This is a genomic window from Rhodophyticola sp. (assembly GCF_965284195.1).
Taxonomy (GTDB): Bacteria; Pseudomonadota; Alphaproteobacteria; order Rhodobacterales; family Rhodobacteraceae; genus Rhodophyticola.
The window spans coordinates 2,453,562-2,479,226 of the sequence record NZ_CBDIRM010000001.1 but is presented as its reverse complement, the minus strand read 5'-3'; the positions used below and the strand labels follow the sequence as shown (position 1 = coordinate 2,479,226).

Below are 25,665 nucleotides of genomic sequence, written 5' to 3'. Positions count from 1 at the left end.
GATGTGCCCATGAAATCCCATTACAGGGTCGTCGTCATCGGCGGCGGCGTGGTCGGCGCATCGGTGCTTTATCATCTGGCGAAATTCGGCTGGTCCGATGTTTGTCTTCTGGAACGCTCGGTGCTGACGGCGGGGTCGTCCTGGCACGCGGCGGGCGGCTTTCACGCGCTGAACGCCGATCCGAACATGGCGGCCCTTCAGGCCTATACGATCGACCTGCTGGAGGAAATTCAGGAGGAGAGCGGCCAGAATATCGGCCTGCACATGACCGGCGGTCTGACCATGGCGGGCACGCCCGACCGGTGGGAATGGCTGCAATCGGCCTATCGGGTGTTTCAGTCCATCGGCATCGAGGATTGCCGCCTCGTGACACCCGAGGAAGCGGTGGCGCTCAATCCGATCATGTCCGCCGAGGGCCTTCTTGGCGGCATGTGGGCCGACCGCGAGGGGTATCTCGACACCACCGGCACCGTGCATGCCTATGCCGGCGCGGCCCGGAAACGCGGGGCCGCCGTCTTCGAGCACACGAAGGTGGAGGATCTGATCCAGACGCGCGACGGCTGGCACCTCGTCACCGACAAGGGCACCGTGACCTGCGAACATGTGGTCAATGCGGGCGGGCTCTGGGCCAAGCAGCTTGGCCGGATGGCGGGCATCGACTTGCCGGTCAGCCCGCTCAAGCACCACTACCTGATCTCCGATACGATCCCGGCGCTGGAAGATCTCGCCTTCGAGGTGCCGATGACCGTGGATCTCGAAGGGTTCACCTATCTCAGACAGGATCAGAAGGGTGTGCTGCTGGGGATCTACGAGATCGACCATGAACACTGGGCGATGGACGGCGCGCCGTGGGATTACGGGATGGAGCTGTTTCAGGAAGACACGGACCGGATCGAACGGGAACTGACACTGGGCTTCGAACGCTACCCCGTCCTGCAGGAGGTGGGCGTGAAGACATGGGTGAACGGGGCCTTCACCTTCTCGCCCGATGGCAACCCGCTGGTCGGCCCGGTGCCGGGCAAACCGGGTTACTGGTGTGCCTGCGCGGTCATGGCGGGCTTCCTGCAAGGGGGCGGCGTGGGCAAGACGCTGGCCGAATGGATGATCCACGGAGAGCCCGAGGCCGACGCCTGGCCGATGGATGTGGCGCGCTATGGCCCCTACGCGCAGAACCGGCGCTATATCCGCGAAACCACCGGGCAGTTCTATTCCCGCCGGTTCGTGATGACCTACCCGAACGAGCAGCTTCCGGCGGGCCGCCCGCTCAAGACCGCGCCCGCCCATGACGCGATGACCGCGGCGGGCTGCCAATGGGGCGTAAGCTGGGATCTGGAGGTGCCGCTCTATTTCGCGCCCGCCGGGTTCAGCGAAACGCCCAGCCTTAAGCGCTCCAACGCTCATGACATCGTGGCCGCGGAATGCAGGGCCATCCGCGGGGCCGTGGGCCTGATCGATATCACCGGCTTCGCCCGCTACGAAGTCACCGGGCCGAATGCCGAGGGCTGGCTCGACCGCATGCTTGCCGCGAAACTGCCTGCGCCGGGCCGGGCGCGGCTGGCGCCGATGCTGTCGGAAACCGGCAGGCTCAAGGGCGATCTGACCGTGTTCAACTGGGGCGATGGCAGCTGGTGGATCATGGGCAGCTATTACCTGCGCGCGTGGCACATGCGCTGGTTCCGGGACCATCTCGCCGAGGGTGTGGCAATCCGCGATCTGGGGGAGGAGATCTGCGGCTTCGCGCTTGCCGGGCCGCGGTCCCGCGCCGTGCTCGGACAGGTCGCGGAAACCGATATCTCCGGCCTGCCGTTCATGGGCTGCATGGCCGCCGATATCGGGCTGATCCGGGCCCGCGTCGCACGGATGTCGGTCACCGGCGAACTGGGTTTCGAGATCAACTGCCGCTATGGCGATCATGCGGTGCTGCGCCGGACGCTTCTGGAGGCGGGCGCCGGGCAGGGGCTCCGCGAATGCGGCTTCAACGCGATGCTGTCCACACGGCTGGAAAAGAGCTTCGGCATCTGGAACGCCGAATTCACCCAGGGCTACACCCCTGGCATGACGGGCATGGACCGCTGGATCGATTGGGACAAGCCCGGTTTTCTGGGCCGGGAGGCCGCGCTTGCGGAACGCGATGGCAACGGCCCGGCCCAGGTGCTGGTGACCCTTGAGATCGACGCGGCGGATGCCGATGCCAGCGGGTTCGAGCCGGTCTGGACCAGGGGAGAGAAGGTGGGGTTCGTCACCTCGGGCGGCTACGGTCACCATATCGGCAAATCGCTCGCCATGGCCCTGGTCGACTGCGACAGATCCGGTGTCGGAACGCCGCTGAGCGTGCATGTGGTGGGCGCCGAACGCCCCGCACGGGTCATCGCGCCGTCGCCCTACGATCCGGCCGGCAAGGCGATGCGCGGATGACCCGCAGGGGCCTCAGGCGGGGGCGGGAGGCCGCCCGCTCGGACCCGCCGCGGCGCAAGGTTGACTATCGCCATCTGAAAAACCCGTTCCCGCCGATGCGCGTCTTTTCCGACGACCGGATCGAGGCGATCCACGAGGCCGCGCTGACGGTGCTGGAAACGCTTGGCATGAAGGTCCTGCTGCCCGAGGCGCGGCGGGCCTTCGGCTCGGGTGGGGCCAAGGTCGATGACGCAACCGAAATGGTCTTCATCGGGCGGGATATCGTGGCTGCCGCGCTGGAAACCGCGCCCCGGTCCATCCCGGTCAGGGCCGGCCACCGCGACCGGGATCTGACACTGGAACCGGGCAATCTGATCTTTCAGCCCGGCGCGGGGGCGCCGCACGCCACCGACCTGCTGCGCGGCCGGCGGCCCGGTACGATCCGCGACTACCGGGAACTGACGATGCTGACACAGGCCTTCGACGTTCTGCACATGATGCCGCCCCTGATCGAGCCGCAGGACGCGCCCGTCCATCTGCGCCACTACACCACGATGGAGGCGCAGCTGACGCTCAGCGACAAGCTGCCCTTCGTGTTCTCGCGCGGCAGTCCGCAGGTGGACCAAAGCTTTGAAATGCTGCGTGATTTCCGGGGTCTTTCCGATGACGGGTTCCGCGCGATCCCGCATTGCTACACGATCATCAACACCAATTCCCCGCGCACGCTCGATACGCCCATGGCCCAGGGGCTGATCGACTTCGCGCGCGCGGGTCAGGTCTCCATCGTCACGCCCTTCACGCTGATGGGGGCGATGGCGCCGATCACCGTGGCGGGCGCCATCACCCTCAGCCATGCGGAGGCGCTGGCCGCGATCACCCTGACGCAGCTCATCCGGCCGGGCGCGCCGGTCTGCTACGGCACATTCACCTCCAATGTGGACATGAAATCGGGTGCGCCCGCGTTCGGAACGCCGGAACATGCCAAGGCCTCGCTCGCAGCCGGTCAACTGGCCCGGCGGATCGGGCTGCCCTGGCGCTGTGCCAGCGGTTCGGCCGCCAATGCCAACGATGCGCAGGCCGCCAACGAAACCCAGTTCGGCCTCTGGGGCTGCCTGCTGGCGGGGGCCACCGTGGTGATCCATGCCGCGGGATGGCTTGAGGGCGGCTTGACCCTGTCCTACGAAAAGCTGATCACCGATCTGGAGGTGCTGCAAATGGTGGCCGAGATATGCGCCGAGACGATGGCGGGCGATGCCGAGATCGGGCTGGACGCCCTGGCCGAGGTGCATCCGGGCGGCCATTTCTTCGCCGCCGGCCAGACCATGGCGCGCTACCAGACGGAATTCTACGAACCGCTTCTGGCCGAGCGGTCCAATTTCGGGACATGGCGCGACCGCGGCGCGCCTGACGCCAATACCCGCGCCACGTCGATCTGGCAGGACCGGCTCGCCGGTTTCACCCCGCCCGCGACGGATCCCGACAGGCTGGCCGCGATGCAGGCCTATATCCGCCACCAGAGCGCCCTGGGCGGCGCCCCGCCGGAGAGTTGAGCCATGGTCCGTGCCCGTCCGCTGCACCGCGACGATCCAAGCAAGGAACCCCTGATCGGCAATGTGAAGGTCACCCGGGAGGATTGGCTGAACGTCGCCCTCGACGCGCTGGTCAGCGACGGGGTGGAGCAGGTGAAGGTGTTGGCGCTCGGCGACCGGCTCGGCGTGTCTCGGTCCAGCTTCTACTGGTACTTCACCTCCCGTCAGGATCTGCTCGATGCGCTTCTGGATCACTGGGAAAAGACCAATACCGCGGCTCTGGTGGATCTCGCGGGTGCCGAGGCCGCCACGATCACCGCGGCGGTCTGCAATGTCTTCCGCGCGGTGGTGAACCCGGCGCTGTTCGATATCGCCTTCGACTTCGCAGTGCGCGACTGGGCCCGCCGCTCCGGTGCGGTGCGCCGGGTGCTCGACCGCTCCGAGGCGCTCCGCCTCGATGCGCTGACCGCGATGTTCACCCGCCACGGCTACGACCCGCTGGAGGCGCTGACGCGCGCGCGCGTGCTCTATTACATGCAGATCGGCTATAACGATGCCGATCTGCGCGAACCGGTGGAAGACCGCCTGCGCCTCGTGCCGATGTACCTCTATGTGTTCACCGGCCGCCACGCGCAGCCCGCGGAGATCGCCGATTTCACCGCCTATGCCCGCCGGATAGATCAGGGAGAGACCTCATGACCGAACGCCAGCCCGACGCGATCATCATCGGCACCGGGGTGATCGGCGCCGCCATCGCCTTCGAGATGTCCAAGGCCGGCTGGAAGACGCTCTCGCTGGACCGCAACACCCAGGCCGGTCACGGCTCCACCGCCGGATCCTGCGCGATCATCCGGATGCATTATTCCACCTTCGACGGAACGGCCTTCGCCTGGGAAGGCTACCACTACTGGCGCGACTGGGCCGCCTATCTGGGCCTGCCCGAGGGCACCGATCTGGCCCGGTTCCGCGAGGTGGGATGCCTGGTGATGAAGACGGAGGCGAATGGCCATCTGGCCCGGCACATGCGCTACTCCGCCGAGCTTGGCTGCCCGTTCGAGGAACTGACCGCCGAAGAGGTCCAGCGCCGTCTGCCGATCTATGCGATGGACAGTTTCGCGCCTGCCAAGCGCCTTGACGATCCCGGTTTCGGGCAGCCGAACGGCAGGCGCATGGACGGGGCGGTCTTCTGGCCCAATGGCGGCTATGTGACCGATCCGGCGCTCAGCGCGCAGAACCTGCTGGCGGCGGCGCGCCTGCACGGGGCGCAGGTGCGGACCGGGGTGGAGGTCGCGGGGATCGCCCGGAAGAACGGGCGCGTCGCGGGGGTGACGCTTTCGGATGGGGGCCGGGTCGATGCGCCCGTGGTGGTCAATGTGGCGGGCCCGGGCTCCGCCCGGATCAATGCGATGGCCGGCGTGCTTGACGACATGACGATCCGGACCCGCCCGCTCCGTCAGGAGGTGGCCCATGTCCCCGCGCCCGCCGGGTTCGATTTCGAGACCGCCGGCTGCATCGTGTCCGACAGCGATATCGCCTGCTACGTGCGCCCCGAACAGGGCAATCACATCCTGATCGGCTCGGAAGACCCCGATTGCGACCCCCATGACTGGGCCGACAGCGACACCGATTACAATCGCGCCTTCACCGATCAGTGGACGACGCAGGCCATGCGCTACGCCCAGCGGGTGCCCTCGCTCGGCATCCCGTCGCGGACCCGCGGCGTGGTCGATCTCTACGACGCCTCCACCGACTGGATCCCGATCTACGACCGCTCCTGCCTGCCGGGCTTCTACATGGCCTGCGGCACGAGCGGAAACCAGTACAAGAACGCGCCGATCGCGGGCAAGATGATGGCGGCACTCGTGGAGTACTGCGAGGGCGGGGCGGATCACGACGCCGCGCCGCTCCGCTTCACGCTGCCCTATATCGGGCGCGAGATCGACGTGGGCTTCTACTCCCGCAAGCGCGACATCAACGCCGAAAGCAGCTTTTCGGTCCTCGGCTGAGACCGCCCGCCCGGCCCGCTGGAAACCGGCGGTATATATTGAAAGGGGAGGCAATGCGGGACTTTGCTGCCATTCGCTATCTGCCTGTTTTTAGGAGCAGGGCTTCCTGATCCGGTGTCATGCCACACTTGAGGTTTACATCTCTGCGCGCCCTGTCCCAATCAAGAAGAGGCGTGATCGTATCGGGAAACGGTCGACAAACGAGGCCAGCCGCCTGTGCCTTTGTTGTCCCGATTGAAAGGAAGTACTTAAACTGAGGTGTCGGCGGCGCCATGAGAGGAACATCCGTCCAAGGCGAAATTTCCGCCTTCACAATCCTTTCCTCCTCAACGGGAACAAACTCTGCTTCTGACCCAATTACTCTCGCAATTTCGATAAGCGCTTCGTGAAGCGAAATCGGCTTCCCTGTAACATTCCAGATGCCCGAAAGATCGTCACTTGCGCACCGCAATGCAAAGTTTGCCGCGTCTCTGACATCAATCATCTGAACGAGGCGATCTAGAGGAGCCGGTACAGGCACTTTCTTCCGTTCTCCTTTGGCTTCGTCCAGCCTCCGTACCCACCAAGTCAAACGATCAGTGTAGTCGCCTGCACCAACCAACAGGCCAACCCTAAGGGACGTTGCACGCTCACCTAACTGCTCTTCAGCCTTTTGTTCACAAGCGCGCTTTAGTGGCCCATAAGAAGTCCCGTAGGCAAACGCGGAAGCACGGTTTTCACGTGGCAGACTGGCAGCTTTTTCATGATCCTCCGCCGATGCATCTGGCACGGTGGCTGTCTCGCTGAGACCGTCTTCGGCAAAGGTCCCGTAGACCGATACAGAAGAAATCAGAATGTAGCGGCTCAGATCTTTGCCAAGTGCAATCAAGAGACGTTCCACGGATGCTGGGGTGTAAGCGCACGTGTCGAATGCCCAGTCAAACTGCCGGCCCTGCACAGCCGTCAAGTCTTCATATCGATCTGCCCTGATAATCTCGACGTCCGGGGCGACGTTGGAAACCGTTTTGCCCCTCGAGAGTATCGATACACTGTGACCATCTGAGGCCAAGGCATTCACAATTGCACCGCCCAAGAATCCAGTGCCGCCGACGACGAGGCATCGCATTTTGCAATCTCCAACAAATGGTAAGTGACAGCTTACCATTGCTCGATGACTAGGTCAATTTTGGGCTCGTACCAGACCTAGGAGCGGGCGCAGCATCCTTTAGCATCAAGGCCCAAGGGGCTGCCGCACACGGCCCATTCCTGCCATTCATATTGCCAGACCGCGCCGCAGTGCAGCTTCACCGAACCTGATGGGGTGGATGGCTCCTGCTCCAACCGGCGTCGCAATGCGCCATAGTGCAGGTGTCAAAAATCTGCTTATGAGAGGAGCCACCCCATGCAAGTTACCACAATCGGCGTTGATCTGGCCAAGAACGTTTTCCAAGTCCATGGGATCACTGCGACTGAAGCGGTGGTGTTCAACAAGCCCCTACGGCGGACGCAGTTTCTGCCTTTCTTCGCGAACTTAGAGCCTTGTCTGATTGGTATGGAGTCCTGCAGCAGTGCGCATCATTGGGCCCGTGAACTCACCGCTTTGGGTCACGAGGTTCGACTGATCCCACCGATATATGTGAAGCCGTATGTCAAACGCGGGAAGTCAGACGCTATTGATGCTGAGGCGATCTGCGAAGCCGTAACCAGACCGACAATGCGTTTTGTGGCTATCAAGACGGTTGAGCAACAAGCATTGCTGTCGCTGCACCGGGCGCGTGACCTTCTTGTTCGTCAAAGGACGCAATTGATCAACGGTTTGCGTGGTCTGGCCGCCGAGTTTGGCGTTTACATTCCAAGAGGGCTGGCCCGCGTGATCGGGTTTGCCGAAGACATCACCCTGGGCGAAATCCTCGACTTGCCAGACATCGCCAATGAGGTGGTCTGCAACCTGTCCGAACAGCTCATGGCTCTTCACAGGCGTGTTCGGTGGTACGAAGATCGCCTGAAGCAGGTCGCTAAAGAAGATGCGCGTGTCCGCTTGTTGCGCACGATCCCTGGCGTTGGGACGGTAACGGCTTCCGCGATCATTGCTAGTATCGGCGACGGGCATCAGTTCCGAAACGGCAGAGAGTTTGCTGCCTGGCTGGGTCTGACCCCCGCAAACAAATCCAGCGGCGGCAAAGAGAAGCTGGGGCGGATCACAAAGATGGGCGACCAGTATTTGCGATCACTGCTTGTCGTGGGCATGACATCACTTGTCCGACAAACACGGTCGCACCCGGAACGTGCCAGCAAATGGCTGACGTCATTGCTTGAACGCAAACCAGCCCGCGTTGCCACCGTAGCCATGGCGAACAAGACGGCCCGGATCGTCTGGGCGGTGCTAACTCGCAACGAACCTTACAACCCGCGAACAGTATAACGGCAGAAGGAACAAAGAGTTAGCAAGACCTGCGATGTGATGGTGCATAAGTCAGCCGCCAAAACCAGGACACCCGGCCGAATGGCCCGGGCATCATAGCCCGCGAAGCTGTTAGGGACCTGGGTTGCGGAACCCATCAGGGCCAGCGGTCAAAACCGCGCAAACAGGCCGGACACATGACTGCTTCTGACAAATGCACAAATCAGATCAAAAAGGACTTGCTATGCAGGAGCCATCCACACAAGCCGTTCGCCGCGCCCGCGAGATCGATGCGCAGCCCGAGGTCGGCAGAGCGGGACGAAGCTGCCTTTCGAATTTTTCCGTCAAATGTCTGCTTGAGACTGGTCGAAAATGTAGGTGCCACGCGACTAATTCGCTTCGCAGCGCTCCACTGCTTTTTCCCCCGACGTTGCCGAGAAGAACGATCCGTCCGGCGAGAATGCAAAGCTATTACTTACGATGCACCCGTTTGGGTTCCTGTCCAACAGAAGGAATCCGGCGTTTACGACAGGCGGTATTGGCGAAAGCATCCTGTCGATCTCGTGAGTCCCGGCACTGATTAACTCTACTTGCTTCAACAGAAACCGTCGAAGTAGCAGCGCTTGATCAACTGGCCCCAGCAAAAAATACTCTTCGGCAAGTCTAACACTACAAAGGTGCCGTACAGTACCGTCTTCAGAAGTCCATTCAGTGAGAACAACGTACAAATCTGACCCCGGTGAGAACCAACCCGTCTGTGCCGAAGACACGCCCCAATCACGTGCGTGATTATCTGCTACATCACGCCTCTGAAGACCTCCGCTATCAAAAGCCGAATTTGTTTCGACGTAAATGCGGCAACGCTCAAAAAGATGCTCAAAGTCTTGGACCAAACTCTGTGCTTGAATAGGATTACTCCAAATCCAAAACGCCGACACCAACGCGGCAACATATCCGGTGCTGAAACTCTGTGAACCCATCCGACAACCCTGGAACGTAAAAGCCGACATTGGCTGCATCGCGAAGTGAGGTCAACATGGGCTCAAAGCCGACCTCGGATTCGGCGCCAAGCCCCCGCACAGCCGCCTGCCGGACGATACCGCCATCGGACATGCGGAGCAGGCGCGCCCACCCGCCGCGTTTCACGCCGGGGCCGTTCCGTCCGAGCGCCGGGGAGGGGCCCGTCTCCCCTGATCGGCCGCGCCGGGGGGCGCGGCCCCGCGTTCATCCGGCGATCAGCCGCAGGGTCACGATCTCATAGGGCCGCAGGGTCAGTTCCACCCGGCCACCGGCCAGCGGGAGCGGCTCGCACTCCTCCTCCAGCAGGCCGCAGCGCTCGACCGCGCCGATCGTGGCGTCCAGGTCCAGCACCACCGGCCCGCGCCGGCAATGGCCCTCGTAGAGCCGCAGGATCACGCCGCGCCCGTCCTCTGCCGGTTTCAGCGTCTCCAGAACCACATTGGGCGCCGCGCTGCTGACCGGCATCCGCGCGGTCCCGCCGCCCGGCAGCGGCAGAACCCGCAGCGGATGGTTCAGCGCATAGGCCTCCGCCGGGACATGGTCGCGCCAGTCGCCCGGATGCGGCAGCAGCGCGTAGGTGAAGCGGTGATGCCCCTGATCCGATCCGCTGTCGGGCATGGTGGCCGATTTGATCAGCGACAGGCGCAGCACGTCGTCCTGCACGTCATAGCCGTATTTCCCGTCATTCAGCAGGGCCACGCCGTATCCCGCCTCGCCGAGATCGGCCCATTTCTGCGCCGGTACCTCGAACCGCGCCGCGTCCCAGGAGGTGTTGCGGTGGGTGGGCCGCTCGATCTGGCCCCACTGGATGTCATAGGTCGCCTGCGCCGCACGGATCGCCACCGGAAACGCGGCTTTCAGAAGGAAATGGGTCTCGTTCCAGTCAACATCCGTCTCGAAATCGATCCGGCGGCTGTCATGGCGCAACACGATGCGCTGGCGGATCACGCTTTGCCGCCAGCGCCGTTCCAGCGCGATGACCGCGCGCAGCGGGCCGGTCTCGACGATCTCCAGCCGGGTCAGGTCCGCCACCACCTCGCCACGTTCCTCGAAGAAGATGTCGATATCCCAGGCGTCCCATGAAATCGGCCGGTCCTCGAAGGCCTGAAGCTGATTGCCCCGCGCGCCCTCGCGCAGAACCTCGCGGTCGGCCTGCCGGTCGCGGATGCCGTGCAGCATCCCGTCCGGGCCGATCCTGAGGCGGAGAAAGCGGTTTTCCATGGTGAACCAGCCGCCCGCCTCCGACACGGTGAGCCCCGTCTCCTCCACGCGCGCGGCCGGGCCGGGCCGCACCGGGGTCAGCCGATAGCCCCCCGCCGCCGGCAGCGAGACGAGCAGCCCGTCCGCCACCCGCTGGCAGGGCAGGGGCGTGCCCGTCGCCGCATCCACCGCGCCTTCCATACCGTCCAGAACGATCTGGCGCGGCGCGGGCAAGGGCGCGCCATCGACCAGCAGATACCCCGCCCCGGTCCCGGTTTCTTCCGCGCCCGGGCCAAGCCGGCGGGCGGCCTGCCGCAGCGCCGCGCCCGCCAGATCCCGGATCCTTGCGTGATCCTTGCGGGCATCGACGAACACCTCCGGGATCGACGTGCCGGTCAGGATGTCGTGGAACTGGTTCAGCAGCAAAAGCCGCCACGCTTCGGACAGGTCGGGGGCGTCGTGGCCCGCCAGCACCGCCAGCGCGGCCAGAAACTCCGCATCGTGAAGCAGCGCCTCCGCCTGTCGGTTGGCGCGCTTGATCCACCCCTGGGAGGTCAGCACACCCCTGTGCCCCTCCAGATAGAATTCCCCCCGCCAGACCGGCAACCGGCCCGGCAGCGCCTCGATCGTCTCGAAATAGCCCTTCACGGTGCCGGGGGTCAGCCGCGGCGCGCCGGGGATCGCGCGATAGGCCCGCGCCTTGCGGATCAGCCCGTCGGTCGGCCCGCCGCCGCCATCGCCGTAGCCATAGCAGATCATCAGATCGTGCACGCCGTCCTTCGAGGTGCTCCGCCGCCAGGTCCCCAGCACCTCGGCCGCGCTCAGGTCGGATTTGTAATTGGTGGGGAAGGGCAGATGCTGGACCTCCCGCGGGGTGGTCAGAAACTGCGCCAGCACCCGGCTGCCGTCGATCCCCTCCCACCACGTGGTGGAGGAGGGCATCTGGTTGTACTGGTTCCAGTTCACCTTGTTGGTGACGAACCATTTCAGCCCGGCCTGTTTCATCAGCTGCGGCAGGCAGGCGGGAAAGCCGAACGTGTCGGGCAGCCACAACACCGGCGTCTCCGCGCCGGGTCCCAGATGCGCGCGTACCCAGGCGCGTGCCAGCATGATCTGGCGCACCAACGCCTCCGATCCCGGCATGTTCGCGTCCGGCTCCACCCACATGCCGCCCAGAACCTCCCACCGCCCCTCGGCCACGCGGGCCTTGATCGCGGCGAACATCTCGGGGAAATCGGTCTCGGTCCACGCGTAAAGCTGCGGCTGCGAGTGGGAGAAGATGAACTCCGGATGCTTCTCAATCAGGCGCAGCACATTGGCATAGGTGCGGGCATTCTTCTGCCGGATCTGGTCGATGGGCCACAGATAGGCCACATCCATATGCGCATGCCCGATCCCGTGCAGGCGGACATCGAGCGGCGCGCCCGCCCGCGCGATCCCCTCGGCAAGCCGGGCTAGCGCGGCGGGGACCGAGGCGCGAAACGCCTCCGCCATCGGGTCGCGCGTGTCCAGCTCCAGAAACGCGCCGTCCAGCGTGCTCAGCAGCCCGTGTTTCTCGGGTCGGTCGTCATGCAGCTCGCGCGCCACCTCCAGCGCCACCTCCGCCAGGGTCACGAACTCCTGCAGGGCCGGGTCCAGATCCACAACCGCGCAGTCGCGCATGAACAGTTGCGACCGGTCCGTGGGGTCGGGCGGCCACCCGGTCAGCCCGGTCCAGCCATGCAAGAGCAGGTCGTGAGGCTGCCCGTCGGCCAGCCCGGGGGCCAGATCGATCGTATGGTGATACCGGTCGGCCGAGGCGACGGGCCGCCCGTCCACGTACACCAGCGCCTCGGGATGGGTGAAGATATCGCCCGCAACGCCCAGCGGCAGATGCAGCGCCGGATGCGTCCAGCCCTCCGGCACGGTGAACCGCGAGCGCAGCACGAAATGCAGATCCTGCCCGCCCCAGTAGCTGTGCCAGTCCAGCACCGGCCCCTCCGCCGCGCAGGCCATCACGCCGGTATCGGGCATTGCCGCCGCATCGGGCAGGGTTTCCATCACGAACCGGTCGATCGGCACCCGCGCGCGCGCCTCCTTGGCCCGGATCAGGCGCAGCCGCTGCGCGATCTTGTCTGCGGTCAGGCGCAGGCTGTGGGTCATCCGCCTAGGCCTGCGCCAGATGAAATCCCGGCACATCGCCGCGATACACGGTTTCGGGCCGCTGGCTGATCCGGTCCAGCTCTTCCAGATCGGCGCGCGCATCGGCGGCCGAGCCCCAGTCGCGATCCATGTCCGGCCAGGGGATCGAGTCGATCAGCAGCCGCGTATAGGCATGCTGCGGGTGGCCGATCACCTCCTTCGGCGGGCCCGCCTCCACCACATGGCCGTGATAAAGCACCATCACGTAATCGCTCACATGATAGGCCGTGGCCAGATCATGGGTGATATACAGGATCGAGATGCCGTGCTTGTCCTTCAGGTCATGGATGTTTTTCAGGATCGTCGCGCGCAGGCTGGCATCGACCATCGATACCGGCTCGTCCGCGATCAGCAGCTTGGGCGACAGCATCAGCGCCCGGGCCACGATCAGCCGCTGCCGCTGCCCGCCCGACAACTGGTGCGGATAGCGGTTCAGCACCAGCGACGGATCAAGCCCCACCGCAACGCAGGCCTCCTCCATCGCGGTGGTCACATGGGCCTCGTCGCGGGCAAGCCCGAAGCGCTTGAAGGGGAATTTCAGCGCGTGGTTGACCCGGTAGAACGGGTTGAAACAGGCATAGGGGTCCTGAAAGACCGCCTGAACCTCCTTGCGGAAGGTCAGCGCCGCCGCCCCGCCCAGCGCGTTGATATCCTGCCCCTTGAACAGAACCTCCCCGGTGGACGGCGTGTTGAACCCCAGCATCAGCCCGCCCATCGTCGATTTGCCCGAACCCGACTGGCCCACGATGGAGATGATCTGCGGCACCGCCCCGTCCAGCCGGAACGACATCGGATGCAGCGCCGTCACCGCCCCATAGCGGCGGGAGACGTTCCGGAATTCCAGAAGCGGCGGCGCGCCGGTGTCGGTCTGCACCTCCGGTGCGCGCGGCGTGCTGTCCAGAAAGCTGTCGCCGCCCACCAGCGGAACGCTTGAAATCAGCTCTCTGGTATAGGGATGGCGCGGGTTTTCAAGGATCTGGCGCACATCTCCGAACTCCACCAGTTCGCCCAGCCGCATCACGGCCAGATCGTCCACCGATTGCGCCATCAGCCCCATGTCGTGACCGATCAGGATCAGCCCGGCGCCGATCTTGTCCTGCACCTCGCGCAGGGTCTGCATCACATGGCGCTGGGTGATCACGTCCAGCGCGCTGGTGGGCTCGTCGGCGATGATCAGATCGGGTTGCAGGCAAACGCCGATGGCGATGCAGACCCGCTGCTTCATGCCGCCCGAAAGCTCATGGGGGTAAAGCTGGCCCACATGGGGCTCCAGCCCCACACCGGCCAGAACCTCGCGCGACCGGCGTTGCAGCTCGCCCGGCTCCACATGGCCCTCATGGGCGACGATCCCGTCCCAGATCTGGGTCTCGACCCGCATCACCGGGTTCAGCGAATTCATCGCGCCTTGCGGGATATAGCTGATCTTGCGCAGGCGCACGCGGCGCATCTCCTCGTCGCTCAGGCCCAGCAGATCGGTGCCGCCGACCCCGTTCAGCCGGATCGATCCGCCCGCGACGAACCCCGGCGCCGCCAGCATCCGCATCGCGGCCAGCGCGGTGGTCGTCTTGCCCGATCCGGATTCGCCGATGAACCCCACGCGGCGGCCCTTCGGGACCGACAGCGAGAAATGCGAGACCGCGTGAACCACCCCCTTGGAGGTGGGAAAGTCGATGGAGAGATCGTTGATGTCGAGCACGTTCATGACCGTCTCCCTCACAGTTTCCGCAGGCGCGGATTGGACACCTCGTCGAGGCCCAGATTGATCAGCAGAAGCCCGATGAACATCAGCGCCAGCAGGATCGTCGGGATGCCCCACCACCAATAGAGGTTCTGGATCAGCGCGCCGGAATTGATCGCCTCGTAGATCGTGCGGCCAAGGGTCGGAATGCGCTGCGGGCCAAGGCCCAGAACCTCCAGCCCGACGGCCGTCACGATGGAGGTGGTGACATTGGCGATGAAGGAGCCGAAGAGATAGGGCACGAGGTTCGGCATCATCTCGCGGAACATGATATGCATGGTAGACGCACCCGACAGCCGCGCCATCTGCACATAGCCGCTTTCCCGCATCGACAGCACCTGCGCGCGGATCAGGCGCGTGGGCGACTGCCAGACGAAGCAGGCGATCAGGATCGCCATCATGGTCAGCGATATGTCTCCATAGGCCGCCTGAAAGACGACAAGGATCAGAAGCGGGGGGATGGTGATCATCACGTCCGACAGAACCCGGATCACGTCATCCACGCGGCCCCGGATGAAGCCCGCCGAGAAGCCGAGGAAAATCCCGATGCTCATCCCGATCAGCGAGGCCAGCACACCCACGAACAGCGAATTGGGCGCGCCGATGATCAGCAGCGCCAGCACGTCCCGCCCCGCCCCGTCGGTGCCGAGCGGATGCGCCCATGTGCCGACCTGCCCGCGCAGGTTCTCCAGCCCCACCGGCGGTTGCCGCGTAAGCCCCGACCCGGTGAAGACCAGATCGGGATCCCAGAAGATCCGCCCCAGAATGCCCATGGCGACGATGCCAAGCAGCAGACCGGCGCCCCAGATCAGCTTGGGGTTCCGCCACGGGTTGTCGAAGCGCTTCATCCGCCGGATCTGCCGGGCTGTCAGGTCGGGCGTCTGCGCGCCGGCGGCATTGGGTGTGGAATGATCAGCCATGTCTCATGCCGCCTCGTGCCGGATGCGCGGATCGATCAGCGGATAGACCAGATCGACGATGAAGACCGCCAGCGCCGTCATCAGGATGATCACGAAACTGACCCCCTGGATGACCGGGAAATCCTGATCGAGGATCGCGTCGTAAAGCAGCTTGCCCATGCCATTGTAGGCAAAGATGCGCTCCACCAGCACCTGTCCCGCGATCAACAGCCCGATCTTCAGCGCGAAGGCGGTGATCTGCGGCAGGATCGCGTTGCGGATCATGTAGCGGTAGAGGATATAGCGCGGCCGCAAGCCCTTGGCCTTGGCAAGTGTCGTGTAATCCTCGCCCTGCACGGTGATCATCAGCCCGCGCATGCCCAGCGCCCAGAACCCGAACGTCACCACGACGATCGACAGCGCGGGCAGAAACCCGTGATGAAGCACCGAACCCGCGAAATCCCAGCTCCAGCCGGGCTCCACCGTCAGCCCGTAGGCGCCGGTCAGCGGGAACCACTGAAGCTGCGCCGAGAAGATCCACATCAGAAGCAGCCCCGACAGGATCGGCGGGATCGAGGTGAACACCATCGCCGCCGGGATCGCCACCTTCCACAGCCGCGGGGTGTGCTCCCACACCATCAGCGCGCCCAGCAGATTGCCGATCACGAAGGTGATCACGATGGAGATCAGCATCAGCCCGATGGTCCATGGCAGCGCATTGGCGATCAGCGTGGAAACCGGCGTGGGAAACGAGGCGGTCGACAGACCGAAATCCAGAAACAGGATGTTGCGCATGTATTTCGCATATTGAACGAGCAGCGGATCGTTCAGCCCGAACCGCTCCTGCAGCGTGGCGAGGATCTGCTCCGATCCTTCCACCGTACCGGCCCCGGCGGTCATCCGGCCCAGCATGATCTCGGCAGGGTCGACCGGCGACAGCCGCGGGATCAGCCAGATCAGCGTCGCCGCGATCACGATCGTCAGCACCAGCGTGATCGCGCGGTTCATCAGATAGCTGGCGGGTATTCGGCCCATCATATGGCTCCTTCCCGGATTGCGGGGGGTGGCCGCGCGCCCGCCGGGGGGGCAGGCGCGCGGCACGCTCGGCGCGTTACTCCGCGCGTTCCAGATTGTGGATGATCTGATGGGTGTGGTTCCACCAGAAGGCCGGATGGTTGTAGTTGTTCTCCGCCGTGGGCCAGCCCGTCCAGTAGGTGGTGTTCATCGGGATCAGCTTGGCCGCCTGCACCAGCGGGATGAACGGCAGTTCCCCGGCCAGATGGCCATAGGCCTCGGCCACCATCCCCGGCAGCGCCGGATCGTCCAGCGCCATCGTGCCCATCTCGTCCACGATCGCGGTATAGGCCGCGGCGGCGTCGCCATCCCACCGGGCGGTGTTGTTGAACCCGGGGCTGCGCTCGCCCACCGGCACGACCGAGGCGGTGGTGTACCGGCTCATCGAGGTCCATGGCTCGTTCACCGACCCGCAGGACAGCCAGCTATAGGACATCTCAAAGGCGCCGAACGGCAGCACCTCGCCCCAGAACACGCCGTTTTCCACCGGCACCGATCGGGCGTTGATGCCCGCCCGGTTCAGTTGCTCCACCACCATGTCGATGGTCCGCGTGTATTCGGTGGAGGCCGAGTTCACATGGATCGACACGGCCAGATCCTCGCCGTCCCTCTCGTAGATCCCGTCGGATCCCATCGTGTAGCCCGCAGCCTCGATCAGGGCCTGCGCGGCCTCCGCATCGCCGGTTGCGGGCAGGCCGTGCCCGGCCGCCACCACGGCGTCGATGAAGGGCCGCATGGAGCCGTATTCGGCGAACATGGTCGATGACGGCACGGTGGTGCCCTCATAGGCGATGTTGACGATCTGCGTCCGGTCGATGATCAGCCCCACGGCGCGGCGCATCGCCGGGTCGTCCCACGGGGCGACGGTGGTGTTGATCTCCAACTGCCGCGCGCAGGGGTCCGGCCACGCGAACGGATAGCCGTCATGCCACGAGATCACGTTGGGGTTCTGCGCCTGGATCGCCTCGAACGTCCCGATGGAGACCGAATGGGCGATATCCATCTGGTTGGCCAGCATCAGCTGTGCCCGGCTTTCCTCGCCGCCGGTCTCCAGCCAGATCAGCCGCGCGGGCTCGGGCAGGTCCATGAAGCCGGTCGCCGCACCCCACCAGTTGTCGTTCCGGTCCCAGATCGCGCGGTTGGTGTCGGCCGAACTGTAGGTATAGGGCCCGGTGCCGATCGGTGGATAGAAGGCGAAGGTGGCGGGGTCCTCTCCGGCCCAGACATGCTCGGGCATGATCAGGAAGGAGCCGAAGATCCGCACCCCGAAATTCTCCACATGGAACCGCGGGTTGGGGCTGTTCAGCGTGAAGCGCACGGTCAGATCGTCGATCTTCTCCACGGTGGCGACCTGCGCGCGCATCGTGGCCGCTTCCCGCTCGCTCAGCTCCTCGTTCTCCAGAACCATGCCGACGGTGAACACCACGTCATCGGCATTGAACGCCTCCCCGTCGGACCATTCCACGCCCTCCCGCAGGCTCAGCGTCCACTCGCTGAAATCCTCATTCGGCTCCATCGCCGTCGCCAGCCACGGGTCCATCTCGCCGGTTTCGTAATTCAGGATGAACAGCGGCTCCCACATCGCCTGATGCGCGCCGTGCTGGCGTTTGGTGCCCGAGGTGAACCAGTTGAAATTCTCCGGGTCTCGGATGGTCCGGTCCAGATCGAAAATCACCGTATCCTCCCGGGCCACCTCCTGCGCGGGCGCCATGCCGGTCAGCGCCAGCGCCATCGCGGCGGAGGACAGCAAAAGTCTCGTGGTTGGTTTCATTCGTCTTCTCCCTGTTGTCGGTGCAACGGTTGCGTATCCTGGGGCATGCGGGGCCTAGCGGGCATGGGTCATCACCAGCACGCGGGGATTTTCCGGGATATCCTCCCTGTCCAGCCTGATCGTGCTGGCGCAGGCGAAATCCACGTCCTTTTCCTCGAAATAGCTCAGGAAACTCTCGATCCACATCGTGTTGCGGGGTTTGTAGGTGAGCGTGCGGAAATGCATCGGAATGATCAGTTTCGGCCGCACCTTGCCGATCAGCGCCATGAGATCCGGCAACTCGATGGTCAGATATCCGCCCGCCAGCGCCAGAAGAACGTCCACATCCTCGAAAAACGCCATCTGCGCGGGGGTCAGCGGGTTGCCCACATCGCCCATATGGGCCACGCGAATGCCGTCCATCTCGAACCGGTACATGCCGTTCTGCCCGGGCACCTCATGCTCCGGGTGGTGGTCCCATTCCGCCGCCTCGATGGCGCGGACGTGCAGGCCCGCGGCCTCCGCCGCGCCGCCCGTCTGCGCGACCGTCAGCGCGTTCAGCACCGCAGGCGCGCCGGGGATCAGATCGGCCCGGCAATGGGCGCTGTCATCATCCGACGAGATGATCACCAGATCGGCGCTTTCCCCGATCGGCCGATAGCCGACGCCCTCGGGCGTGTAGGGGTCGCAGATGACGCTCGGGCCCGTGGTGTCCGGGGTCAGCCTGAAGGCCGCATGGCCGTACCATGTGATCTGCATCCGGTCATTTACCCTTTCGAAACACATGTGCGGATTTGATCTTCGCCGCGCGGGCGGCGGCGGGGTTCCGCGTTTGTGGAATTTGCGAATTGATATACCATTGTTATAGGTGGCGCCGGATCGGGGCGCCGATTTTCCGTTAACTTTCTGTTAGTTATTGCCCACCACATGGGGGCTTTGCGTCTTCGTGATATCGTCGTTGTCGGGTCTCGCATGGTGGCGCCAGTGGCCCGACGGGTCGCGTCCCCGGCAGATGATCGCTTCCACCCCGCGGGCCCAGTCCGGGTCGGTGATCCGCACCTCCGGCGGGCAGTAGCGCAATGTCAGCCCGCAGCGGCGGCGGTCCGATCTGTTGGCCTCCGAACCATGGACCAGCATATCCGCATGAAGCGAAATCTGCCCGGCTTTCAACGTGTTGGTGAAAGGCTGGCCCAGCCTGTCGGCATCCGCGATCCCTTTGTGGAACACGGCCGTGGCCCCGGTCTGCGTCGTTTCCAGCGCGCCCTTGTCATGGCTGCCGGGAATGAACCGCATCGCGGAATTCGCGGCGTCCGCATCGTCGATGGCCAGCCAGACGGTGACCGTACGGGCCGGGCTCAGGCTCCAGAAGCTCGCATCCTGGTGCCAAGGTACTTCCTTGGGATCATGAGGTTTTTTCGACAGGATGGCGCTGGCCCAGCAGATGATGTCGGGCCCGATGATGTCGGCGACATGGTCCAGGATGCGGGTGTCGGTGGCGATGTCCCAGATCCCGGCCATCCGGGCCTGATAGCAGTTGATGCCATAGGCGCCCGCATCGCCCAGCCGGGTCATGAGCCGGTCGAAATAGGCGCGGATGCGGGCGATCTCGGGGCCGGTGAAAATGTCGAAGGGCTGCACGAACCCGTCGCGGTTATAGGCCGCGATATCGGTTGCGCTCAGCCGTGACAGACCCATGGCCGCAGCCGGGCAAAACCGCAGATCCAACACCATATCCAACCTCCCCATCCCCCAGCATAGGCAGCAAGGCGGCGGTTGTGGCAGACCCCAACTTGACATTTTTATGTGGGAATTTGATATTCTTGTTAAGATTTCTGCACTTGCAAACAAGGGATTTTGGCATTTCATGCGAAAATCACTGTTCAGAATTGATACATATCTCAAACCGGACGAGGCCTTCCATTATGCCCGCAAGGACCTTGATCCGTCCCCGCCGGAGATCGTGCATACCCATGACTATTTCGAGCTGTTTCTGGTCGAGCAGGGGCGCACGCGGCACGCGATAAACGGGGTGGAGGAAACGCTCGGCGTCGGAGACATGGTGTTCATCCGGCCCGCCGATATCCACGCCTTTCAGGCGGATGCGGAGCTTGGCTGCCGGATCATGAATGTGATGTTCCGGGTGGAGACCGCCGAACATATCGTGACCCGCTACGCGGAGGATTTTGCCGGGCGGTTGTTCTGGTCCGACGGGGATCTGCCGGTGACGGTTCACATGACGGGCGCGCAGCGGGAGCGCGCGATCAACTCGATCCAGTCCATGCGCAACACGCGGCGCAGCCTTGCCCGGATCGAGCATTTCCTGCTGTCGGTCATGACCCATGTGCTGGACGAAGCGGCCACCATCCATGACCGCGCGCCCACCTGGCTGGTGACCGCCTGCCAGGAGGCCCGCCGGCCCGAGATTTTCCGGCGCGGGGCCGCCGGTTTCGTCGCCTCCGCCGGTCGCGGTCACGAACATGTCTGCCGGCAGGCGCGCCGGTATCTGGGCGTCTCGCCCACCGAATACGTCAATCGCGTGCGGATGCAGCATGCCGCGATGCTTCTGGGCACGACCCGGCTCACGATGCAGGAGGTGGCGCAGGAATGCGGCCTGGAAAACCTCAGCCATTTTCACCGGCTGTTCCGGGAGATCTACGGCACGACTCCCCGGCAGTATCGCCAGCGCCGCAAGCGCGATCCGATCCAGTCGGGCGCGGTCACCGCCTGAGCGCGCGGTTGGATGTCAGCCCGGTGCGGGGCCGGTTTTCAGAGCATCAGAAAAACGCCTGCAACCCGGTCTGGGCGCGGCCCAGGATCAGGGCATGCACATCATGCGTGCCTTCATAGGTGTTCACCGTTTCGAGATTCTGCGCGTGTCGCATCACATGGTACTCCGCCATGATGCCGTTGCCGCCATGCATGTCGCGCGCCGCCCGCGCGATATCGAGCGCCTTGCCGCAATTGTTGCGCTTGATCAGGCTGATGACCTCGGGCGCGCAACTGCCGTCGTCCAGCATCCGCCCGGCACGAAGGGCCCCTTGCAGGCCGAGCGCGATGTCGGTCTGCATGTCGGCCAGCTTTTTCTGGAACAACTGCGTCTGCGCCAGCGGCCGGTTGAACTGCACCCGCTGCAGCCCGTAGCTGCGCGCCCGGTGCCAGCAATCCTCGGCGGCGCCCATCACGCCCCAGGCGATGCCGTACCGCGCCCGGTTCAGGCAGCCAAACGGCCCCTTCAGGCCTTCGACACCGGGCAGAAGCGCCTCTTCACCCACCGCCACGTCCTTCATCACGATTTCACCGGTGACGGAGGCGCGGAGCGACAGTTTCCCGCCGATCTTGGGGGCGGAAAGACCCTTCATGCCCTTTTCCAGCACGAAGCCGCGGATCTTGCCGCCATGCGCCTCGGACTTGGCCCAGACCACGAACACATCCGCGATCGGAGAGTTCGAGATCCACATCTTCGCGCCGTTCAGAACATAGCCGTCGGCGGTCTTTTTCGCGACGGTTTTCATTCCGGCCGGGTCGCTGCCCGCATCCGGTTCGGTCAGGCCGAAGCAGCCGATCAACTCGCCCGCCGCCAGCCCGGGCAGGTACTTCTGCCGCTGCTCTTCGGAGCCGTAGGCGTGGATCGGGTACATTACCAGCGACGATTGCACCGACATCATGGAGCGATAGCCGCTGTCGATCCGCTCCACCTCGCGGGCGACCAGCCCATAGCTCACGTAGCCCGCTCCGATGCCGCCATATTCCTCGGGAATGGTCACGCCCAGCAATCCCATCTGCCCCATCTCGGCGAAGACCTCGGGGGCGACGAGTTCGTTCAGATAGGCCTCCGTCACCCGCGGGGCGAGCTTGTCGGCGGCATAGGCCCGCGCGCCCTCCGCCAGCATCCGTTCTTCCTCGCTCAACTGGCTGGACAGCTGAAACGGATCCGCCCAGTCGAATGGCGCGAGCGAAGGGCCGGTATGGCGTGTGTGACCGTCAGGCATGGACTCTCTCCCAGAAGATATCGGGCGCAAAACATCGCATTTGCACCGATTGTGCAAGATCGATGCGCCGAACCCAAGCCCCCATCTGACGCAGCGTTCCGTGTTCCGGTACGTCTTGCCGCCATCCGGGCGCGGCTCTAGGCTCTGCCGCTGAACGGAGGGCCGTGCCCCATGTCCAGACGAACACAATCCGCCGATGCGTGATGACAGCCATTTGCCGGCAGCCCTGCGGGGTCTGCGCATTCCCGCCGTGGCCGCGCCGCTTTTCATCGTCTCGGTGCCGGATCTCGTGATTGCCCAGTGCAAGGCGGGGATCATCGGCAGCTTCCCGGCGCTGAATGCACGGGAGGCCGACGGCGAGCCGCCGATGCTGGAGGCGTGGTTGAAACGGATCACCGAAGAATTGGATGCGTTCAATCAGGCCAACCCCGACAGGCCCGCCGCGCCCTTCGCGGTCAACCAGATCGTGCACAGGTCCAATGCGAGACTGGAACGGGATCTGGAGATTTGTGCCGCGTGGCGCGTGCCGATCTGGATCACCTCGCTCGGGGCGCGGGTGGAGGTGAACGAGGCGGCTCATAGCTGCGGCGGCGTCGCGCTGCATGACATCATCAACAACACCTTCGCGCGGAAGGCGATCGACAAGGGCGCCGATGGGCTGATTGCGGTGTCCGCAGGCGCCGGTGGGCATGCGGGGCCCCAGAACCCCTTCGCTCTTGTAGAAGAAATCCGGGGGTGGTTCGACGGCCCGCTTCTGCTTTCGGGCTCCATCGCCACCGGGCATGCACTTCTGGCGGCGCAGGTTGCGGGAGCCGATCTGGGCTACATCGGCTCTCCCTTCATCGCGACGGAAGAGGCAAATGCGGTGCCCGATTACAAGCAGATGATCGTCGAGGCCGGAGCGGAGGATATCGTCACATCCTCGCTTTTTACCGGCGTGTCCGGCAATTATCTGAAACCGTCCGTGTCCAGAGCCGGGATGGATCCCGACAATCTGCCCGCAGCGGATGCCTCGTCGATGTCGTTCGGCAGCGGCGCGTCGAAGCCAAAGGCCTGGAAGGAAATCTGGGGGGCGGGGCAGGGGATCGGCGCGGTGAAGGCCATCGAGCCCGCCGGCAGGCTGGTCGACAGGCTGGCCCGGGAATATGACGCCGCGCTGGCGGGCGTTCTGGCCTACGCAAAGGGGAGATCGTAGATGGATCTGGGAATGAGCGACCGGGTACGCCCGCTGGTGGAGCAGGTCCGCCAGATGGTCATGGAAGAGATCGCGCCGCTGGATCTCGTCTACGAGGCGGAGGTGGGCCGGCACCCGTCCGGCGACCGGTTCCGGCATACGGAGCGGCAACTGGAAATCCTGTCCTCCCTGAAAGCCAGCGCCAGGGCACGGGGTCTCTGGAATTTCTGGCTGACCGACAGCGAGAAGGGCTTCGGCCTGACGACGGTGGAATATGCCTATCTGGCCGAGGAAATGGGCAAGGTCGGGATCGCCGCGGAGATCTTCAACTGCAACGCGCCGGATACGGGCAATATGGAAGTGCTGGAGCGCTATGGGACCGAGGCGCAAAAGGCGCGCTGGCTTCCCGACCTTCTCGACGGGGCGACCCGTTCCGCCTATCTGATGACGGAGCCCGACATCGCCTCATCCGACGCGACGCAAATCAGCCTGTCGGCGGTTCGCGACGGTGACGCGTATGTGCTGAACGGGGAGAAACACTGGGCCTCCGGCGCGGGCGACCCGCGTTGCGCGCTCTACATCGTGATGACCTGCACCGACCCGCAGGGGGAGAAACACGCCCGCCACACCATGATGCTGGTGCCCGCCGACGCGGACGGGATCGAGGTTCTGCGCCCGATGCATGTCTACCACACCGATGATGCCCCCCATGGGCATATGCACATCCGGTTCACCGATGTGCGGGTGCCGGCGGCGGATGTGGTTCTGGGCGAGGGGCGCGGCTTCGAGGTGGCGCAAGGCCGGTTGGGCCCGGGACGCATCCACCATTGCATGCGGGCGATCGGGCAGGCGGAATACGCGCTGGAGCTCATGTGCCGACGGGCGCTGACGCGGGAAGCCTTCGGCAAGCCGCTGGCGCAACTGGGCGCGAACCATGACATCATCGCCAATGCGCGGATGGAAATCGAAATGGCGCGGCTGCTGTGTCTGAAAACCGCATGGATCATGGACACGCAGGGTGTCCGTGCGGCGCAGCCCTGGATCTCGCAGATCAAGGTGGTCGCGCCGATCATGGCGCTCAAGGTCGTGGATGAGGCGGTGCAGATGCATGGCGCCTCGGGCATTTCGCAGGATTTTCCGCTCGCCGCCATGTGGACCCGGCTCAGAACGCTGCGGCTTGCCGACGGGCCCGATGCCGTGCACCGGCGGCAGGTGGCACGCGCGGAGTTGCGCAAATACTCCAATCAGGCGCGATGAGCGGGCTGGACATCAAGGCGGTCGCGGACTGGATGCACGCCCATGTGGCGGGCGTCGACGGCCCCTTGACCGCCCGGAAGATCGAGGGCGGGCAGTCGAACCCCACCTATCTGCTGGAAACGCCGGCCCGGCGCTTCGTGCTGCGCCGCAAGCCGCCCGGAAAGCTGCTGAAATCGGCCCATGCGGTGGAGCGGGAATTTCGGGTGCAACAGGCGCTGGCGGGCTCGCAGGTGCCGGTGGCCGGGATGCTGGCCCTCTGCGAGGACGACACAGTGATCGGATCGGCGTTTTACGTGATGGCGTATGTGGAGGGCCGGATCTTCGATGACCCGCGTCTGACCTGCCTGCCGGTGCAGGACCGGGCGGCGGTGTTCAAGGAGATGAGCCGGGTTCTGGCAGCGATCCATTCCGTCGATCTGGATGCGGCGGGACTTGGCGACTACGGGCCGCGCAGCAACTACTATCGCCGCCAGATCGACCGCTGGACGGGGCAGTATCGCGCGTCCGAGACCGAGGATATCGCCGAGATGAACCGGCTGATCGGCTGGCTGGACGAGGCCTGTCCCGAGGATGACGGACGGGCCTGCCTCGTGCATGGCGACTATCGGATCGACAATCTGCTCTTTGCGCCGGACGGCGCGCATATCCTTGCGGTTCTGGATTGGGAGTTGAGCACGATCGGGCATCCGTTCGCGGATCTGGCCGCCGTGATCATGCAGTGGCAGATGCCGCCCGGCGCCGTCGGGCGTGGTCTGGCGGGGGTGGATCGGGAGGCCGAGGGCCTGCCGAGCGACGAGGCCTTCATTGCGGCCTATTGCGCGCGAACGGGCATCCCCGACATCCCGGATTTCGGCTTCTATCTGGCCTTTTCCTTCTTCCGCATGGGCGCGATTCTGCAGGGCGTGAAAAAGCGCGCCCTGGACGGCAATGCGTCGGATCCCAAGAGGGGGCTGATGCTGGGGGCATATGTCCCCGAATTCGCGCGCGGCGGATTGCGGGCCGCGGGTCTGCCGGGCGGATGACGGACCGGGGGCGCTGCCCCCGGACCCCGGCATATTTGAAAGGCAATGAAGG

General features: G+C 64.6%; 18 protein-coding genes. 9 read left to right on the top strand and 9 right to left on the bottom strand.

Translation table 11 applies throughout. The features are described 5' to 3' along the window. Nucleotides 1-9 precede the first annotated feature (9 nt). From ACQ651_RS12295 to ACQ651_RS12280, 4 genes are read left to right on the top strand one after another with little or no spacing between them, the layout of a single operon-like run. The gene (locus ACQ651_RS12295) at nucleotides 10-2,415 is read left to right on the top strand and encodes a GcvT family protein (RefSeq protein ID WP_430449427.1); all 2,406 of its coding nucleotides are present in this window, start codon (nucleotides 10-12) and stop codon (nucleotides 2,413-2,415) included. Then, complete coding sequence (locus tag ACQ651_RS12290; RefSeq protein WP_430449426.1) at nucleotides 2,412-3,944, top strand: trimethylamine methyltransferase family protein; 1,533 nt, start codon at nucleotides 2,412-2,414, stop codon at nucleotides 3,942-3,944. Before ACQ651_RS12295 ends, ACQ651_RS12290 begins: the two co-directional genes overlap by 4 nt. 3 nt (nucleotides 3,945-3,947) lie before the next feature. After that, complete coding sequence (locus ACQ651_RS12285; protein ID WP_375551616.1) at nucleotides 3,948-4,622, top strand: TetR/AcrR family transcriptional regulator; 675 nt, start codon at nucleotides 3,948-3,950, stop codon at nucleotides 4,620-4,622. Beyond that, a complete protein-coding gene (locus ACQ651_RS12280; RefSeq protein WP_430449425.1) occupies nucleotides 4,619-5,929 on the top strand; it encodes an NAD(P)/FAD-dependent oxidoreductase in 1,311 nt (436 codons plus the stop codon). Before ACQ651_RS12285 ends, ACQ651_RS12280 begins: the two co-directional genes overlap by 4 nt. 76 nt (nucleotides 5,930-6,005) lie before the next feature. Here the strand turns inward: ACQ651_RS12280 and ACQ651_RS12275 are convergent, their stop codons facing one another. Then, nucleotides 6,006-7,034: an NAD-dependent epimerase/dehydratase family protein gene (locus ACQ651_RS12275; RefSeq protein WP_430449424.1), complete on the bottom strand. Its 1,029-nt coding sequence runs from the start codon at nucleotides 7,032-7,034 to the stop codon at nucleotides 6,006-6,008. Between the two features lie 276 nt (nucleotides 7,035-7,310). On the opposite strand from ACQ651_RS12275, the gene ACQ651_RS12270 reads away from it, so the two are divergent. After that, nucleotides 7,311-8,330, top strand: a complete 1,020-nt coding sequence (locus ACQ651_RS12270; protein WP_430449423.1) for an IS110 family transposase — start codon at nucleotides 7,311-7,313, stop codon at nucleotides 8,328-8,330. Nucleotides 8,331-9,533: 1,203 nt separating this feature from the next. Here the strand turns inward: ACQ651_RS12270 and ACQ651_RS12265 are convergent. The 7 genes from ACQ651_RS12265 to ACQ651_RS12235 form a co-directional block, all read right to left on the bottom strand. Continuing rightward, the gene (locus ACQ651_RS12265) at nucleotides 9,534-12,671 is read right to left on the bottom strand and encodes an alpha-mannosidase (RefSeq protein WP_430449422.1); all 3,138 of its coding nucleotides are present in this window, start codon (nucleotides 12,669-12,671) and stop codon (nucleotides 9,534-9,536) included. Between the two features lie 4 nt (nucleotides 12,672-12,675). Continuing rightward, nucleotides 12,676-14,412, bottom strand: coding sequence for an ABC transporter ATP-binding protein (locus ACQ651_RS12260; RefSeq protein WP_430449420.1), 1,737 nt, complete (start codon nucleotides 14,410-14,412; stop codon nucleotides 12,676-12,678). Nucleotides 14,413-14,423: 11 nt separating this feature from the next. Continuing rightward, entirely contained in the window at nucleotides 14,424-15,368 is a 945-nt protein-coding gene (locus ACQ651_RS12255; protein ID WP_121899104.1) for an ABC transporter permease, read from the bottom strand. A gap of 3 nt (nucleotides 15,369-15,371) precedes the next feature. Next, nucleotides 15,372-16,382, bottom strand: a complete 1,011-nt coding sequence (locus ACQ651_RS12250) for an ABC transporter permease (RefSeq protein WP_375551623.1) — start codon at nucleotides 16,380-16,382, stop codon at nucleotides 15,372-15,374. 76 nt (nucleotides 16,383-16,458) lie between these two features. Further along, on the bottom strand, nucleotides 16,459-18,192 hold the full coding sequence (locus ACQ651_RS12245) for an ABC transporter substrate-binding protein (protein WP_430449419.1): 1,734 nt from the start codon (nucleotides 18,190-18,192) through the stop codon (nucleotides 16,459-16,461). Nucleotides 18,193-18,246: 54 nt separating this feature from the next. Further along, on the bottom strand, nucleotides 18,247-18,930 hold the full coding sequence (locus ACQ651_RS12240) for an MBL fold metallo-hydrolase (RefSeq protein ID WP_227285185.1): 684 nt from the start codon (nucleotides 18,928-18,930) through the stop codon (nucleotides 18,247-18,249). Between the two features lie 150 nt (nucleotides 18,931-19,080). Beyond that, on the bottom strand, nucleotides 19,081-19,902 hold the full coding sequence (locus ACQ651_RS12235; RefSeq protein ID WP_430449418.1) for a phytanoyl-CoA dioxygenase family protein: 822 nt from the start codon (nucleotides 19,900-19,902) through the stop codon (nucleotides 19,081-19,083). A 133-nt stretch (nucleotides 19,903-20,035) separates the two neighbouring features. On the opposite strand from ACQ651_RS12235, the gene ACQ651_RS12230 reads away from it, so the two are divergent. Further along, complete coding sequence (locus ACQ651_RS12230; protein WP_227285183.1) at nucleotides 20,036-20,899, top strand: helix-turn-helix transcriptional regulator; 864 nt, start codon at nucleotides 20,036-20,038, stop codon at nucleotides 20,897-20,899. 46 nt (nucleotides 20,900-20,945) lie between these two features. On the opposite strand, the gene ACQ651_RS12225 is transcribed toward ACQ651_RS12230, so the two are convergent. Beyond that, the gene (locus tag ACQ651_RS12225; RefSeq protein WP_227285182.1) at nucleotides 20,946-22,160 is read right to left on the bottom strand and encodes an acyl-CoA dehydrogenase; all 1,215 of its coding nucleotides are present in this window, start codon (nucleotides 22,158-22,160) and stop codon (nucleotides 20,946-20,948) included. 196 nt (nucleotides 22,161-22,356) lie between these two features. Here ACQ651_RS12225 and ACQ651_RS12220 point away from each other — a divergent pair, with 196 nt between their 5' ends. From ACQ651_RS12220 to ACQ651_RS12210, 3 genes are read left to right on the top strand one after another with little or no spacing between them, the layout of a single operon-like run. Further along, on the top strand, nucleotides 22,357-23,355 hold the full coding sequence (locus ACQ651_RS12220) for an NAD(P)H-dependent flavin oxidoreductase (protein WP_375551625.1): 999 nt from the start codon (nucleotides 22,357-22,359) through the stop codon (nucleotides 23,353-23,355). Next, entirely contained in the window at nucleotides 23,356-24,591 is a 1,236-nt protein-coding gene (locus tag ACQ651_RS12215) for an acyl-CoA dehydrogenase family protein (RefSeq protein ID WP_430449417.1), read from the top strand. Beyond that, entirely contained in the window at nucleotides 24,588-25,613 is a 1,026-nt protein-coding gene (locus ACQ651_RS12210) for a phosphotransferase family protein (protein WP_375551627.1), read from the top strand. The genes ACQ651_RS12215 and ACQ651_RS12210 overlap by 4 nt, the downstream gene beginning before the upstream one ends. The last annotated feature ends 52 nt before the right edge of the window (nucleotides 25,614-25,665 follow it).

Excerpts from the sequence above, each read along its gene's own strand:
- ACQ651_RS12215 (WP_430449417.1), top strand. The coding sequence starts at position 23,356 with ATGGATCTGGGAATGAGCGACCGGGTACGCCCGCTGGTGGAGCAGGTC.
- ACQ651_RS12290 (WP_430449426.1), top strand. The coding sequence starts at position 2,412 with ATGACCCGCAGGGGCCTCAGGCGGGGGCGGGAGGCCGCCCGCTCGGAC.
- ACQ651_RS12220 (WP_375551625.1), top strand. The coding sequence starts at position 22,357 with ATGCGTGATGACAGCCATTTGCCGGCAGCCCTGCGGGGTCTGCGCATT.
- ACQ651_RS12230 (WP_227285183.1), top strand. The coding sequence starts at position 20,036 with ATGCGAAAATCACTGTTCAGAATTGATACATATCTCAAACCGGACGAG.
- ACQ651_RS12295 (WP_430449427.1), top strand. The coding sequence starts at position 10 with ATGAAATCCCATTACAGGGTCGTCGTCATCGGCGGCGGCGTGGTCGGC.
- ACQ651_RS12280 (WP_430449425.1), top strand. The coding sequence starts at position 4,619 with ATGACCGAACGCCAGCCCGACGCGATCATCATCGGCACCGGGGTGATC.
- ACQ651_RS12245 (WP_430449419.1), bottom strand. The coding sequence starts at position 18,192 with ATGAAACCAACCACGAGACTTTTGCTGTCCTCCGCCGCGATGGCGCTG.
- ACQ651_RS12270 (WP_430449423.1), top strand. The coding sequence starts at position 7,311 with ATGCAAGTTACCACAATCGGCGTTGATCTGGCCAAGAACGTTTTCCAA.
- ACQ651_RS12260 (WP_430449420.1), bottom strand. The coding sequence starts at position 14,412 with ATGAACGTGCTCGACATCAACGATCTCTCCATCGACTTTCCCACCTCC.
- ACQ651_RS12275 (WP_430449424.1), bottom strand. The coding sequence starts at position 7,034 with ATGCGATGCCTCGTCGTCGGCGGCACTGGATTCTTGGGCGGTGCAATT.
- ACQ651_RS12225 (WP_227285182.1), bottom strand. The coding sequence starts at position 22,160 with ATGCCTGACGGTCACACACGCCATACCGGCCCTTCGCTCGCGCCATTC.
- ACQ651_RS12285 (WP_375551616.1), top strand. The coding sequence starts at position 3,948 with ATGGTCCGTGCCCGTCCGCTGCACCGCGACGATCCAAGCAAGGAACCC.
- ACQ651_RS12265 (WP_430449422.1), bottom strand. The coding sequence starts at position 12,671 with ATGACCCACAGCCTGCGCCTGACCGCAGACAAGATCGCGCAGCGGCTG.
- ACQ651_RS12255 (WP_121899104.1), bottom strand. The coding sequence starts at position 15,368 with ATGGCTGATCATTCCACACCCAATGCCGCCGGCGCGCAGACGCCCGAC.
- ACQ651_RS12240 (WP_227285185.1), bottom strand. The coding sequence starts at position 18,930 with ATGCAGATCACATGGTACGGCCATGCGGCCTTCAGGCTGACCCCGGAC.
- ACQ651_RS12210 (WP_375551627.1), top strand. The coding sequence starts at position 24,588 with ATGAGCGGGCTGGACATCAAGGCGGTCGCGGACTGGATGCACGCCCAT.
- ACQ651_RS12235 (WP_430449418.1), bottom strand. The coding sequence starts at position 19,902 with ATGGTGTTGGATCTGCGGTTTTGCCCGGCTGCGGCCATGGGTCTGTCA.
- ACQ651_RS12250 (WP_375551623.1), bottom strand. The coding sequence starts at position 16,382 with ATGGGCCGAATACCCGCCAGCTATCTGATGAACCGCGCGATCACGCTG.